This window comes from Pseudomonas fluorescens, from assembly GCF_902498195.1.
Taxonomy (GTDB): domain Bacteria; phylum Pseudomonadota; class Gammaproteobacteria; order Pseudomonadales; family Pseudomonadaceae; genus Aquipseudomonas; species Aquipseudomonas fluorescens_BU.
Genome location: NZ_CABVIY010000002.1, coordinates 551,997 through 565,133, shown reverse-complemented (window position 1 = coordinate 565,133; position 13,137 = coordinate 551,997). Strand labels below are relative to the sequence as shown.

14 protein-coding genes are annotated in these 13,137 nt (G+C 60.5%); 5 read left to right on the top strand and 9 right to left on the bottom strand.

Going from position 1 to position 13,137, the window contains the following annotated elements; translation table 11 throughout:
* Positions 1-85: 85 nt before the first annotated feature.
* Positions 86-706 (top strand): energy transducer TonB, encoded by a 621-nt coding sequence (locus F8N66_RS07995; RefSeq protein ID WP_150769669.1) that lies wholly within the window; start codon positions 86-88, stop codon positions 704-706.
* 3 nt (positions 707-709) lie between these two features.
* Here the strand turns inward: F8N66_RS07995 and F8N66_RS07990 are convergent, their stop codons facing one another.
* The 7 genes from F8N66_RS07990 to ppc all read right to left on the bottom strand — a co-directional run bounded on the left by F8N66_RS07990 (position 710) and on the right by ppc (position 8,017).
* On the bottom strand, positions 710-1,405 hold the full coding sequence (locus F8N66_RS07990; protein WP_150769668.1) for an extensin family protein: 696 nt from the start codon (positions 1,403-1,405) through the stop codon (positions 710-712).
* A 2-nt stretch (positions 1,406-1,407) separates the two neighbouring features.
* The gene (locus F8N66_RS07985; protein WP_150769667.1) at positions 1,408-2,229 is read right to left on the bottom strand and encodes an isocitrate lyase/PEP mutase family protein; all 822 of its coding nucleotides are present in this window, start codon (positions 2,227-2,229) and stop codon (positions 1,408-1,410) included.
* A gap of 35 nt (positions 2,230-2,264) precedes the next feature.
* Positions 2,265-3,125 carry a DUF72 domain-containing protein gene (locus F8N66_RS07980; RefSeq protein ID WP_150769666.1) on the bottom strand — a complete coding sequence of 287 codons (861 nt, stop codon included), beginning with the start codon at positions 3,123-3,125 and terminating at the stop codon, positions 2,265-2,267.
* On the bottom strand, positions 3,125-3,427 hold the full coding sequence (locus tag F8N66_RS07975) for a hypothetical protein (protein WP_150769665.1): 303 nt from the start codon (positions 3,425-3,427) through the stop codon (positions 3,125-3,127). The genes F8N66_RS07980 and F8N66_RS07975 overlap by 1 nt, the downstream gene beginning before the upstream one ends.
* Before the next feature lie 255 nt (positions 3,428-3,682).
* Positions 3,683-4,357 carry a tRNA (adenosine(37)-N6)-threonylcarbamoyltransferase complex dimerization subunit type 1 TsaB gene (tsaB, locus tag F8N66_RS07970; RefSeq protein WP_150769664.1) on the bottom strand — a complete coding sequence of 225 codons (675 nt, stop codon included), beginning with the start codon at positions 4,355-4,357 and terminating at the stop codon, positions 3,683-3,685.
* 94 nt (positions 4,358-4,451) lie between these two features.
* The gene (gene adk / locus F8N66_RS07965) at positions 4,452-5,099 is read right to left on the bottom strand and encodes an adenylate kinase (RefSeq protein ID WP_150769663.1); all 648 of its coding nucleotides are present in this window, start codon (positions 5,097-5,099) and stop codon (positions 4,452-4,454) included.
* Positions 5,100-5,386: 287 nt separating this feature from the next.
* Positions 5,387-8,017, bottom strand: coding sequence for a phosphoenolpyruvate carboxylase (ppc, locus tag F8N66_RS07960; RefSeq protein WP_150769662.1), 2,631 nt, complete (start codon positions 8,015-8,017; stop codon positions 5,387-5,389).
* A 216-nt stretch (positions 8,018-8,233) separates the two neighbouring features.
* Between ppc and F8N66_RS07955 the strand changes: the two genes are divergently transcribed.
* The 4 genes from F8N66_RS07955 (at position 8,234) to F8N66_RS07940 (ending at position 11,746) form a co-directional block, all read left to right on the top strand.
* Complete coding sequence (locus F8N66_RS07955; RefSeq protein ID WP_150769661.1) at positions 8,234-8,578, top strand: pilin assembly protein; 345 nt, start codon at positions 8,234-8,236, stop codon at positions 8,576-8,578.
* A gap of 284 nt (positions 8,579-8,862) precedes the next feature.
* Positions 8,863-9,276, top strand: coding sequence for a DUF4398 domain-containing protein (locus tag F8N66_RS07950; protein WP_150769660.1), 414 nt, complete (start codon positions 8,863-8,865; stop codon positions 9,274-9,276).
* Between the two features lie 44 nt (positions 9,277-9,320).
* The gene (locus tag F8N66_RS07945; protein ID WP_150769659.1) at positions 9,321-10,115 is read left to right on the top strand and encodes an OmpA family protein; all 795 of its coding nucleotides are present in this window, start codon (positions 9,321-9,323) and stop codon (positions 10,113-10,115) included.
* Between the two features lie 197 nt (positions 10,116-10,312).
* Positions 10,313-11,746, top strand: coding sequence for a transposase (locus tag F8N66_RS07940; RefSeq protein WP_150769658.1), 1,434 nt, complete (start codon positions 10,313-10,315; stop codon positions 11,744-11,746).
* Positions 11,747-11,808: 62 nt separating this feature from the next.
* Here F8N66_RS07940 and F8N66_RS07935 read toward each other — a convergent pair whose 3' ends face one another.
* A complete protein-coding gene (locus F8N66_RS07935; RefSeq protein WP_150769657.1) occupies positions 11,809-12,138 on the bottom strand; it encodes a hypothetical protein in 330 nt (109 codons plus the stop codon).
* Positions 12,135-13,049 carry an alpha/beta hydrolase gene (locus tag F8N66_RS07930; protein ID WP_150769656.1) on the bottom strand — a complete coding sequence of 305 codons (915 nt, stop codon included), beginning with the start codon at positions 13,047-13,049 and terminating at the stop codon, positions 12,135-12,137. The genes F8N66_RS07935 and F8N66_RS07930 overlap by 4 nt, the downstream gene beginning before the upstream one ends.
* Positions 13,050-13,137 lie beyond the last annotated feature (88 nt).

The window sequence follows — 13,137 nt, the reverse complement described above, 5'->3', positions numbered from 1 at the left end:
CGCTCAAAAAAATTAATGATCGGCAAAAACGGCCGATAACCAAACTATCGAGCATTTTGCCAGAGCTGAGCGTCGACCGAGAGAAATGTCAGACATTCAACCCACCATCACAGGTTTTATCTCGCCCTACGGCGATTACAACCTGCGAAACACTCAGGCACTGAGCGGCGTCAGCCACATCTGGCAGGATTTCTTTGCCCGGGCGCTGGCCGAACAGTCGGGTGAAGTGCTGCCTGAATCACTGAACTTCCCACCGGTGGACCTCGAAAGCCCGGTCGAACCGACCGTCGGCAGCGACCTGCTGGCCCACATCATTTCCCAGCGCGAATGCGACGTGAAGGACAACGAGATTCGTCCTCCCGAGCCGCTGTTCCTGCCGATTGCCGAATTCGAAATGGACCTGGCCGACAAGCCGTTCCCTCCGTTCCCGGCGCAAGAAATCGTCGCCCAGCAACAACAGCAGGACTTCGACAGCGGCTGGGTGCGCCCGATCGTGCTGACCGCCGGCCAGCCCATACCAGAAGCCGGCCCGGCACCGCAAACGCGTCCGCTGCACCTGCCCATCGCCGAGTTCGAACTCGATCTGCTGGACAAGCCCTTCCCGCCGTTCTCGCCGGAAGAACTGGTGGAACAACAGAAACAACTCGATTTCGATAACGGCTGGGCACGCCCGATCATCCTGCAGAACCTGCGCCTGGCCGCCTGATCCTCAGCGACAAAGCCACCACGGCCCGACATCCAGATGAAAGTGATTGCGATGGGCGGCGTTGTAGTCCGGGCTCAACACCACACTGAACAGGCCGCAGGCGCCATCGCGAACCTGCCTCAGGAACTGCGTGTCCTGGTTATCCTTCGGCCAGTCCTTGAGCACGCTGACGGATCGCCCGTCGGCCAGGCGAAAACCGGCGATATCCAGGGCATTGGCCGAGGCGTGCTGGCTGAGCCGACCATTCTCGCGGCTGTAGACATTGCGACAGGCAAAGCTGCCCAGGTGATCGACCCGCGCGACTGCTTGCCCGTAGATCGCCTGCGCCGCGGGTTGCAGGGCGTGATGCTCAAACAGGGCAAACGACACCGCCAGCCGGCAACTGGCGAGAAAGCTGCTGCTCAGCGCCACGTCGCCACCCTGTACGCGCAAGGCATCGATCAGCGGGCACTTGCCGCCGGGGCTGTCGGCCTGGCGGGTCACGCGCAACCCGGAACTGCTCAAGGCCTGTTCGCACAGCTGTGGATCATCGCGCAAGCGCATCAGTTTGTAGCGGGTCAACAGGTTCGGCGGCGCTTTCACGTCCAGCGGCGCCCAGGGATTCCACTGTGCCGGCACTGACACCCAGCCACGCCAGATGCCCACCACCGCCGCCGCGATGATCAACGGCACCAGCCACAGCCACCACCGAAGCCGCATCGTCAGCCTTTGAAAAACTGATTGGCCTTGGCGTACGGCATGGATCGCGACGTGAAGCCGAAGGTGCCCGACGCCTGGATCTCTTCAGCGGCACGGTAGAACTCGCCCAATGCCGCCAGGGCCAGCGCCGAGCCGACACTGATGCGCTTGACGCCCATTTCGCCGAGCTGCTCGACCGTCAGCTTCAGGCCGCCGGACATCAACACGTTGACCGGTTTCGGTGCCACGGCGCGGACCACGGCCAGTACCTCCTCGGCAGTGCGCAGACCCGGTGCGTACAACACGTCGGCACCGGCTTCGGCGAAGGCCTGCAAGCGGCGAATCGTGTCATCGAGATCCGGGTTGCCATGCAGAAAATGCTCGGCCCGGGCCGTCAGTGTGAACGGAAACGGCAAACTGCGGGCAGCAGCGACGGCGGCCTCGATGCGCGCCACGGCATGTTCGAAGCAATAGATCGGGCTGTCTTCACGACCGGTGAAGTCCTCGATGGAGCCGCCGACGGCCCCCGCTTCGGCGGCCCGCAAAACACTTTTGGCGCACTCGGCGGGATCATCGGCAAAACCGTTTTCCAGGTCGACCGCGACCGGCAGGTCGGTGGCGGCGACAATCGCCCGGACGTTGGCCAGGGTGTCGTCCAGGGTCAGTCCGCCATCGGGACGCCCCCGGGAAAACGCGTAACCGGCGCTGGTGGTCGCCAGCGCCTCGAAGCCCAGGCTGGCGAGCATTTTTGCCGAACCGGCATCCCAGGGGTTGGGAATCACAAAAACGCCGTCGCGTTCGTGCAGGGCTTTGAACGCTTGGGCTCGAAGGGTTTGCGCATCCATTGGCAGGCTCCTGAAAAAGGCGAACGAATCCGCCTTCAGAGCAGGCCAAGTTGCTCGGCGGCGGGCTCTCTGTATAGCTCAGGCAGCGCCGGCAAGCCAGGCAAACGCAGCATCAACTGGCCATGGAAACGTTGTGCCAGTTTCGCCGCCAGTACGTTGTCGGCGGTGTGCAGGAAGATGTACGGCGTACGGCCCTCTTCGATCCACTCGGCGATTTTCTCCACCCAGGGCAACAGGAACGGGTCGTTGGCTTCAAGCGTCGGATGGCCGATGAAGCGCACTTGCGGGCATTGCGTAAAGGCCGCCGGGCGCGGCGGCACCCGGGGCTTTTTCGATTGGGCGTGGAGCACCGAAGGATCGGTCGAGGTGCAACTGAACAGCGCGCGCGGATCGAGACAAATGCGCTCGACGCCGCGATCCAGCAGCAGGCGATTGAGCATCCGTTCGCTGTCGCCCTTGGCGAAGAAGTCGTCATGCCGGACTTCCACCGCCAAGGGTCGCTCCAGCGCATCGATAAAACCGGCCAGCTCGGGCAAGCGTTGCGGCGTGAAACTTTTCGACAGCTGCAACCACAGCGGCGACACGCGCTCGCCAAGGGGGCTGAGTAATTGGGTGAAGGTTTCGGCGGCGGTCAGTTGTTCGCGCAGGTCGCCGCCGTGGCTGATGTCGCCGGGGAATTTGGCGGTGAAGCGAAAATGCTCGGGCAAGGTTTCGGCCCAGCGCTGCACGGTGCTGGCAGCCGGGCTCGCGTAGAAGGTCGTGTTGCCTTCCACGGCGTTGAAGACCTGGGAGTAGAGCTTGAGAAATTCGGCGGGCTTGGCGTCTGGCGGATACAAGTAGTCGCGCCAGGCGTTTTCACTCCAGGACGGACAGCCGAGGTAGTACGGCAGCAGCATCAGATGTACAGGTCGAGGCCCAGCACTTCCGTATCCCAGTCGACGAAACCGGCGGTGCTCAGGTAGCTGGCCAGGGCCATCGCCACGCTTTTGCTCATGGCGCGGTGGTAAAGCATGTCCTGCTGACGGGCGGGGAGATTGCTCAGGCGTTGCGCGGCGGCTTTGGCACGGGCGGCCTGTTGCTCTTCGGACGGAAATTCCAGCTCGCCATCGATATCGACGGACTCGTCTTCCACCACATGGCCTTTGCGGGGCTTGCGCTTGATGGGGTAGGACTGAGAGGAAATGCCGTCTATACGCATAAGTGCATGCTCGGTATCAGTGATGGCAGTTTAGTGGCGCATAGCCCACTTCGCAAACCGCCGAGTGATAACTAGAACACATAAAAGGCAAAAGGTTTAAAACGCGAGGTTAGAAACAGACGATTGGCAGAATTGGAGCAGGATGCAGACCCTGTGGGAGCGGGCTTGCTCGCGAAAGCGCCAGGCCAGTCGCCTGATGCGTCGGATGTGATGCCGCCTTCGCGAGCAAGCCCGCTCCCACACGGACCGAGTGAGTCAGCGCGCTTTAGGCGTCGCTACTTTATCGCGCAGATAAACCGGCTGCGCCTCGTCGGCCACGATCGCCTCGCCGCGCGCCCAGGCAAACCGCGCCAGGGTCAGCAGATCTTCCGCGTGCGGCAGCATGCCTGCATCCTGGCCGCCCAGGCTGACGGCAATGCGCTCGGCATAGCCCCAACCGGTGCCCGCCCCGAACCATTCGCCGCTGGCGTCGGCCGGCAATGCAGCGGACTCGGGTGGCAACACCGCCTCGGCACCGACCAGCCGCATCTCCCCCGCCGTCTCCCGGTAGCAACCCCAGTACACCTCATCCATGCGCGCATCAATGGCGGCCGCGACCTGGCTGGCGCCATGCTCGCGATAGGCACGCTGGGCCAATACGGCGAGGTTAGACACCGGCAACACCGGTCGGTCCAGGGCAAACGCCAGGCCCTGCACCACACCGATGGCAATGCGTACGCCAGTGAACGCACCCGGCCCGCGACCGAACGCGATGGCGTCGACCGCTTGCAGGGTGGTGCCGGCGTCGGCCAGCAATTGCTGGATCATCGGCAGCAACTTCTGCGCATGCAGGCGCGGGATCACCTCGTAATGGCTCGTCACTTTGCCGTCATGCAGCAAGGCAACGGAGCAAGCTTCAGTCGCGGTGTCCAGGGCCAGCAAGGTGCTCATCGATGTGTCCGTCAGAGAGGTCAGAAAAAAGTGCGTCAGTATAAACAACTACGGCCCGCAAGCGGGCCGTGGATGATGAAGCCGATCAGGATTTTCAGCTCAGGGCTGCAAGTACCTTGGCGGTGATGGCTTCGACAGAACCGACGCCTTCGATGTGGCTGTACTTCGGCTTGCCGTTGGCAGCGGACAGCTTCTGGTAGAAATCCACCAGCGGCTTGGTCTGCGAATGGTAGACCGACAGGCGATGACGTACGGTTTCTTCGGTATCGTCCTTGCGCTGTACCAGTTCTTCACCGGTGATGTCGTCCTTGCCGGCAATTTTCGGCGGGTTGTAGACGATGTGGTACACGCGGCCGCTGGCCTCGTGAACCCGGCGACCGGCGATACGCTGGACGATTTCCTCGTCTTCAACGGCGATCTCGACGACCGCATCCAGCTCCACGCCAGCCGTCACCAGGGCTTCAGCCTGGGGAATGGTGCGCGGGAAACCGTCGAACAGGAAACCCTTGGCGCAGTCGGACTGGGCGATACGGTCCTTGACCAGGGCGATGATCAGGTCATCGGACACCAGGCCACCGGCATCCATGATGCCCTTGGCCTTGAGGCCCAGCTCGGTGCCGGCCTTGACCGCGGCACGCAGCATGTCGCCGGTGGAGATTTGCGGAATGCCGAACTTTTCGGTGATGAACTTAGCCTGAGTACCTTTACCGGCCCCGGGAGCTCCCAGCAGAATGACGCGCATCGATGTGCTCCTCAATTTTTATATGGATAACGTCAGATTCGCCTCGTGGGGCCAATCTCAAAAATAGGGTCGTGACCGCCCAAACGGCCAAAGGCTGATCAAGATACACAGCAGGCTGCGACCACACAAGCCGCCAAAAGTCGGAGAAACCGCAGGGTCTTGCGACCTTTTGGCGCGGTTCCCCTAGTCGCAACCCCATCATTAACTGTCGCCTGGCCGTACTTTTGCAGCCGCCCTTCATCGGCCTCCGACGCACGCGCCGCACGCCTGACCCCACGCCGGAAACCTTAGCCGGTATTACGCAAACCGGCGGCAATCCCCGCCACAGACACCAGCAGCGCCTGCTCCACCGGGCTGCCCTGCTCCACCTCCTGTTGCCGCGAACGGGCCAGCAACTCGGCTTGTAATAGATGAAGCGGATCGAGGTAGGTGTTGCGCAGGCGAATGAATTCCAGGGTGTCTGGGCTATGTGCCAGTAGTTGCGACTGACCGGTCATCCCCAGAACGATCGAGCATGCCTGCGACAATAGGTCGCGTAAGTGCGCGCCCAAAGGCAGCAAGTTTGGCTCGACCAGGCGCTCATCGTAGGACCGGGCGATATCCGCGTCGGCCTTGGCCAGCACCATTTCCAGCATATCGATGCGGGTGCGGAAGAATGGCCACTGCTCGCGCATTTGCCCCAGCAGCTCACCTTCGCCGCGCTCCAGCGCCTTGCTCAGGGCCGCTTCCCAGCCAAGCCAGGCCGGCAACATCAGGCGCGTCTGGGTCCAGCCGAAGATCCACGGGATGGCCCGCAGGCTTTCGATTCCACCCGCGCGGCGCTTGGCCGGGCGGCTGCCCAGGGGCAGCCGCCCGAGTTCCTGTTCCGGGGTCGACTGGCGGAAATACTCGACGAACTGCGGATTTTCCCGCACCACGGCGCGATAGGCGCTGACACCGTCAGCGGCCAATTCGTCCATCAGGTGCCGCCATTCGGGCGTCGGCGGTGGCGGAGGCAACAAGGTCGCTTCGAGTACCGCAGCCAGGTACAAATTGAGGTTTTGCTCGGCGATGTCCGGCAGGCCGAACTTGAAACGGATCATCTCCCCCTGCTCGGTGGTGCGGAAACGCCCCGCTACCGACCCCGGTGGCTGCGACAGAATCGCCGCGTGGGCCGGGCCGCCGCCACGGCCCACGGTGCCACCGCGACCGTGGAACAACAGCAGCTCCACTTGTTGCTCGCGACAGATGTCCACCAGCCGTTCCTGCGCCCGATACTGCGCCCAGGCCGCCGCCGTGGTGCCGGCGTCCTTGGCCGAGTCGGAGTAGCCGATCATCACTTCCTGTGGCCCCTGCAGGCGCGCGCGGTAACCCGGCAGCAGCAACAGTTGTTCGATCACAGGGCCCGCGTTGTCGAGGTCGGCGAGGGTTTCGAACAGCGGCACCACGCGCATCGGCCGCAACACGCCGGACTCTTTGAGCAGCAGTTGCACCGCCAGCACATCCGAGGCGGCACCGGCCATGGAGATCACATAGGAACCAAGAGAAGCCGCGGGCGCGGCGGCGATTTCCCGGCAGGTGGCCAAGACTTCGGCGGTGTCGGCGGAGGGTTTGTAGTGCGGTGGCAGCAACGGGCGACGGTTGTTCAGCTCCCGCGTCAGGAACGCGATGCGCTCCTCTTCGCTCCAGTCCTCGTAGCGACCCAGGCCAAGGTAATCGGTGATCTCGGTCATCGCCGAGCTGTGCCGCGACGAGTCCTGGCGCACATCGAGACGCACCAGGAACAGGCCGAACGTCACCGCGCGGCGCAGGCAATCGAGCAACGGACCGTCGGCAATCACGCCCATGCCGCACTCATGCAAGGACTGGTAGCACAACTCCAGCGGGTCGAGCAGGTCGCGGTTGTTTTGCAGCACATCGGCGGGGGCCGGCGTGGGCGTCGTCAACGCGGTGTGAGCCCAGTTCCGCGTGGCACGCAGGCGTTCGCGCAGCTGCTTGAGCACCGCACGATAGGGCTCGGCGCTGTCGCCCGCCTTGGCTTTAAGCGCTTCGCTGGCCTGCTGCATCGACAAGTCGGCCGCCAGGTGGTCGACATCGCGCAGGTACAGATCAGCCGCCATCCAGCGCGCCAGCAACAACACTTCGCGGGTGACTGGCGCGGTCACGTTAGGGTTGCCGTCACGGTCGCCGCCCATCCACGAGGCAAAACGGATCGGCGCGGCTTCCAGCGGCAGGCGCAGGCCGGTGGCGGCATGCAGCGCTTCGTCGGCCTTGCGCAGGTAATTCGGAATGGCTTGCCACAGCGAATGCTCGATCACCGCGAACCCCCACTTGGCTTCGTCGACCGGTGTGGGCCGCGTGCGGCGGATTTCTTCGGTGTGCCAGGCTTCGGCGATCAGGCGCTGCAACGTCGACTTGATTTGCTCGCGTTCGGCCGTGGTCAGGTCGCGGTGATCCTGGGCCGCCAGCTGCGCGGCGATGGCGTCGTATTTCTGGATCAGGGTGCGACGCGCGACTTCGGTCGGGTGCGCCGTGAGCACAAGCTCGATTTCCAGCCGCCCCAGTTGCCGCGCCAGGGATTCGGCGCCATGCCCTTCAGCGCGCAGGCGAGCGAGCAACTCCGGCAGCACTCGCGCTTCGAACGGTGCCGGCTGTGACTCCTCGCGGCGGTGAATCAGCTGATATTGCTCGGCGATGTTGGCCAGGTTGAGGAACTGGTTGAACGCCCGCGCCACCGGCAGCAATTCGTCCTCGGTCAACTGGTTGAGGCTGGCGCTCAGTTCGGCGTCCATGGAGCCGCGACGGTCTGCCTTGGCGCCCTTGCGGATCTGCTCGATCTTGTCGAGGAAGCCGTCCCCGTACTGTTCACGGATGGTGTTGCCCAACAGCTCACCCAGCAGGTGAACGTCCTCGCGCAAGCGTGCATCAATATCGGTCATCAGTGGTTCTCCAGCAAAAATCCGGGCGGCCAAGGAAACTCATGCTCTTGAGTCAGAGAGTGCCGTTCCAGGCCACTTCTTACAACCCGGACGACGAAGGGACTTTAAACCTCTGGTGCAGAAGCTAGTCTGAACAATAAGCCGTACCACGGCTTTCGCCGGCCAATGCCGGACACTTTCCCGTCCTGCCACGAGCAGGCGTGTCATGAGGTCATTATGAAAATCCGCGAGCTTGCCCATCACTGGGAAGAAAATGCCAAGGGTCGCCTGACCGACACCGGCTACTCGATTCATCTGGACGTAGAAGCCGCCGCCCGGCTGGCAGCAATCATCGACATGTATCCCAAGCGCCAACCCGAGGAACTGCTCGGCGAACTGATTGGCGCCGCCCTGGAAGAACTGGAAAAAAGCTTCCCCTATGTGAAAGGCTCCACGGTCGTGGCCACCGACGAAGAAGGCGATCCACTGTACGAAGACATCGGCCCGACCCCGCGTTTTCTCGCGTTGTCCCGTCGGCATCTGCACGATTTGTCGGCGGTTGAGGACAAGCAGAAACACTGATTTTTCCCCCTGCAATCCCCTGTAGGAGCGAGCACGCTCGCGATGGAATTCGACACGCCACGTGCATTCAGACACCACGCGTTTTCGTTGACGACCATCGCGAGCGTGCTCGCTCCTACAAAAAGCCAAACCCTCCTCGCGAATTAATTTCTCTGAACTTTTAAAAAACGTCCCGGGTCAACCCAGTAACCACGCCTGGGACGGCCGTTTCAAAATGCCCCCGAAAACGAAGGTTGCGGCTCCTTGCCCAGGATGGATTTTTTAGTTGTTCAGGAGTTAGCCCAATGGAGTTGAAAACCATGAAAACCCGCACTGGCAAATCCTCGTCCACCCCGCTGCATGGCCTGAAAATGGCCGCTTTGGCCATCGGCGCCAGCTTCGTGCTCGCCGGTTGTGCCGGAAATCCTCCCACCGAACAGTTCGCCGTGACCGAGTCCGCCGTGAACAGCGCCGTCAGCGCTGGCGGTACCGAATTCGCCGCGGTGGAAATGAAGGCGGCCCAGGACAAACTCAAACAAGCCGAAATCGCCATGCACGACAAACAGTACGACCAGGCCAGAACCCTCGCCCAACAAGCTGAGTGGGACGCGCGGGTCGCCGAGCGCAAAGCCCAGGCGATGAAAGCCGAACAGGCTGTGAAGGACTCCCGGAAGGGGGTTCAGGAACTGCGTCAGGAAAGCCAGCGCACCGTTCAGTAACGGCGCGGCGCGACGTATTTCTTACTCACTAAAAGGACGAAACCATGAATACCAAACACTTGATGATCCCTGCCCTGCTGGCCGCCAGCGTTGCCTTGGCCGCCTGCTCCACGCCACCGAACGCCAACCTTGAACAGGCACGCACCAACTACAGCGGCCTGCAAGCCAACCCGCAGGCGAGCAAAGTCGCGGCGCTGGAAACCAAGGAAGCCAGCGATTATCTGGACAAGGCGGACAAGGCTTATCTGGATAAAGAGGATCAGGCCAAGGTCGATCAGCTGGCGTATTTGACTAACCAGCGCGTGGAAGTGGCCAAGCAGACCATCGCCCTGCGTACCGCCGAAGCCAACCTGAAAAACGCCTCCGCGCAACGGGCCCAGGCGCGTCTCGATGCGCGTGACCAGCAGATCAAACAGCTACAGGACAGCCTCAACGCCAAGCAGACCGATCGCGGCACCCTGGTGACCTTCGGTGACGTGCTGTTCGCCACCGACAAGGCCGAGCTGAAATCCAACGGCCTGATGAACATCAACAAACTGGCGCAGTACCTCCAGGAAAACCCCGACCGTAAAGTGATTGTCGAGGGTTATACCGACAGCACTGGGACGTCTTCACATAACCAGTCCCTGTCGGAACGTCGTGCCGGCTCCGTGCGCATGGCGTTGGTGAAGATGGGCGTCGACCCGGCGCGCATCGTGGCTCAGGGTTACGGCAAGGAGTACCCGGTGGCGGATAACACCAGTACCTCAGGCCGGGCGCAGAACCGTCGGGTGGAGGTGACGATTTCCAATGATAACCAGCCGGTGATTCCGCGTTCGGCGGTGAGTTCTAATATGTAACAATCAAGTAAGTTGAAAAAACCAACGCCCCAGCTGATTGGATCAGCCGGGGCTTTTTTGCTGCAGTTAAGCTTTGACAAGAACTATTTCTTATATCGAAAAAACCTAAAAAACTGTCATTCATGACAGTAGTAGCACTACTTGATTACCTTTAAGTTGGCTCAACAAGCGAACTGATAGCTCAAGGAGTCAAGAGAATGCGCAAAATATTGATGTGCTGCATAGTACCTTTATTGCTTATGGCAGGCTGTACAAAACTTCCAGGCCCCTCATCTGCCATTCCAGCAAACTGGGAGCCTGCGCATGACGACAGAGACATACCGATAGGTAGTGCAACGCCACAAATAAGTGAACAGATGCCGGCTGTCGGCGTAAAAAATGTCGTAGTGGTTGCAATCGACTGGGAAGGTAGGCATGAAACAGATCCAGCACTACTGGAGCGACAGATTTTTTCCACAGATCATTACTCATTGCGCTCGTACATTCTCGCAGCCTCGGGTGGAAAACTTATTTTGACAGGGAAGGTTATTACTTACGTATCCAAAGAGCCCCGCCCTGAGTTCTGCGATCGAACTACCTACCCATTTTCATTGGCAGTTCAAGAGGGAAATAAAGGTGTATTAGCAAATGGAATTGATCCAAAGAGCATTGATTATCAGATCAATATTCTTCCCTGTGGCGGATTCGGATCAGCTTGGGGGAGAGATATGGCGGTGTATGGCCAGCCCCTGGGCACCTATATCTTCTGGCACGAATTCGGTCACAGCTTATACAACAATCATGGTTACACCTACTCGAACTGCCCGAAAGCAGGCAATACAGTGACCGCACCCGTAGGGTGTGAAATTGTTGATTACGGTGATACGGGCAACCCAGTAGGAGGTGGAGATTTTCTCCCGGGGGCAAAAGCCCGCTATTTTTCAGGCTGGCTCGACGGCACTCAGTTTGGGCACATTCAGAAAAGCGGACTGTATCGCTTGGGCGTACTGGGTAAAAACGGGCCGCAGGGCTACCGCATTGCTCGTACCGGTCTGACACCTGCCGAGATAGTCATGGATTACCGCCAACCGGGTCCCTACGATCTATTTTCGGCGAGTGACAATAGGGCGAACGGGGTATGGCTCCGCTATTCCACTAAAACAGGAGCGCTCTCTACCACTCAAATTGATGGAACACCGGAGACACCAACAACACCTTCGAAACCATCACTTGATCCGACTTTTCTACCCGGTAAAATGTTCAAAGATAGCGAGACGGGTATTACCGTCGTTACATGCACTACATCCAATACCGGAGCAACCATCGCCGTCGCGGTAAATGGCGAAGCCGTGCCCAATTGCACAGCGCCGATCCTGCTCCCAGGCATTCAATTGCCCGCTGCAGGAGCCCCTCCCGCTCAAAACCCGATCATTTTTTCAGGCACAAGTCGCCCAGGAGCTTTGATAAATGTTTCTTACAGACTGGCTGGAGGCAATAACTGGAAAGATGTGAAGGTTATCGCTGATGCCACAGGTCAATGGCAAGCAACGTTACCGGATTTACCCGCCGCCAACTACAACGGCCAGGTATGGCAAACGATGGGAAATACTGCATCGCTAGCCAACTTCCGAAACTTTGGCGTCGCACCCTGAAATTGAATGAGTGACTCCCCTTTTTCATGGTTGAAAAAGGGGAGAAAGCCTTGAGATTGCTTTTACTGTTCGAGCTTCTGCGGCGTTTCCTGCCCCATGCACCGCACCGCTTTCTTCCGCTCATTGATCAACACGCCCGTCAAACCCTTCTGCTCGGTGTCAAACAACACCAACACCCCATCAATGCACTGCGCCACTTGCGCCGCCGGTTCCAGGGAGACTTTGTAGTCTTCGCCCGGCACGGTCTTGAGCATGGTGAATTCGTTGAGCAGCAACGCATCCTCGGGCTTGGCGAAGTGCAGGTAGCCGTACCACCACAGGGCAGCGACGGTGCCGAGGATGCTGCAGATACCGGTGATGATCAGCGGGATGGCGTTACGTTCTTCACTCATTGCGGGCTCTCTGGTGGTTCGTCTTCAGAATTCTGGGGGGCCGGGTAGTTGGGGATTTCACCCAAACGGCGCAGGCCGTTGAAATGCTGTGGGTCATCGAGATAACGCAGCATGACTTTGCGCCAGACCGGGTCGGCGAAGGTCTGCACGTGACCGCCACGGGTCAGTTGCAGCACGCGCGGCGGCGGCGCAGCTTGATACAGAAGGATGCCGTTGGAAAGAGGCACGATCGGATCGTCGATGCTGTGGTAGATCAGTTTCGGCACGCCGTTGAGTTGCGCCATGGAGTTGATCGCGCTGTCGCCGTCCGGCACCAGCCAGGACAGCGGCACCTGGAATGCCCAGAACACCCAGGAATTACTCAATGCATATCGACCGACACTGCGGTAACTGGCGGGCACGCCGTCGAGGACGAAGGCCTTGAGTTGTTTCTGCCGTTCAGGGTGCTGGACCAGGTAATGAACGGCCATCGAACCGCCGAGACTCTGGCCCAGCAGGACCACTGGCTTGCCCTGGACTTCAGGGGCCTCGTCGAGCCATTTGAACGCGGCGTCGATGTCCTGATAGATCGCCGGCAGGCTGGGCTCGCCCTCGGACAAACCGTAGCCGCGATAGTCCACCAGCAGCACTTGATAACCCTGTTCCGGCAACCAGTAGCTCCCGCCCAGATGCATCGGCAGGTTGCCGCCGTTGCCGTGCAGGTGCAGTACCGTGCCCTTGACCTCGACGCCTTTTTTCACCGGCAGCCACCAGGCGTTCAGCTTGAGGCCGTCGGCGGTGACCAGGGTGACTTCACGGTAGTCGAGATGGGCTTTTTCCGGGGTGAACAGCTGCCCGGGTTCGGGGTAGAACAGCAGGGAACTGCAGCCGTTCAGGGTCAGGAGTAGGCAGAGGATGCCGAGGATTCTCATCCGTTGAAACCTCGCAAAGGTGGGCCTGGTAGTACAGATCCCTGTGGGAGCGGGCTTGTCGCGAAAGCGGTGTGTCAGACAACGAAGA

What these genes read in the sequence shown, in the direction of transcription:
- F8N66_RS07985 (WP_150769667.1), bottom strand. Translation starts at nt 2,229, where the DNA reads ATGGATGCGCAAACCCTTCGAGCCCAAGCGTTCAAAGCCCTGCACGAA.
- F8N66_RS07990 (WP_150769668.1), bottom strand. Translation starts at nt 1,405, where the DNA reads ATGCGGCTTCGGTGGTGGCTGTGGCTGGTGCCGTTGATCATCGCGGCG.
- ppc (WP_150769662.1), bottom strand. Translation starts at nt 8,017, where the DNA reads ATGACCGATATTGATGCACGCTTGCGCGAGGACGTTCACCTGCTGGGT.
- F8N66_RS07940 (WP_150769658.1), top strand. Translation starts at nt 10,313, where the DNA reads ATGCGCAAAATATTGATGTGCTGCATAGTACCTTTATTGCTTATGGCA.
- F8N66_RS07930 (WP_150769656.1), bottom strand. Translation starts at nt 13,049, where the DNA reads ATGAGAATCCTCGGCATCCTCTGCCTACTCCTGACCCTGAACGGCTGC.
- F8N66_RS07945 (WP_150769659.1), top strand. Translation starts at nt 9,321, where the DNA reads ATGAATACCAAACACTTGATGATCCCTGCCCTGCTGGCCGCCAGCGTT.
- adk (WP_150769663.1), bottom strand. Translation starts at nt 5,099, where the DNA reads ATGCGCGTCATTCTGCTGGGAGCTCCCGGGGCCGGTAAAGGTACTCAG.
- F8N66_RS07995 (WP_150769669.1), top strand. Translation starts at nt 86, where the DNA reads ATGTCAGACATTCAACCCACCATCACAGGTTTTATCTCGCCCTACGGC.
- F8N66_RS07935 (WP_150769657.1), bottom strand. Translation starts at nt 12,138, where the DNA reads ATGAGTGAAGAACGTAACGCCATCCCGCTGATCATCACCGGTATCTGC.
- F8N66_RS07980 (WP_150769666.1), bottom strand. Translation starts at nt 3,125, where the DNA reads ATGCTGCTGCCGTACTACCTCGGCTGTCCGTCCTGGAGTGAAAACGCC.
- tsaB (WP_150769664.1), bottom strand. Translation starts at nt 4,357, where the DNA reads ATGAGCACCTTGCTGGCCCTGGACACCGCGACTGAAGCTTGCTCCGTT.
- F8N66_RS07975 (WP_150769665.1), bottom strand. Translation starts at nt 3,427, where the DNA reads ATGCGTATAGACGGCATTTCCTCTCAGTCCTACCCCATCAAGCGCAAG.
- F8N66_RS07955 (WP_150769661.1), top strand. Translation starts at nt 8,234, where the DNA reads ATGAAAATCCGCGAGCTTGCCCATCACTGGGAAGAAAATGCCAAGGGT.
- F8N66_RS07950 (WP_150769660.1), top strand. Translation starts at nt 8,863, where the DNA reads ATGGAGTTGAAAACCATGAAAACCCGCACTGGCAAATCCTCGTCCACC.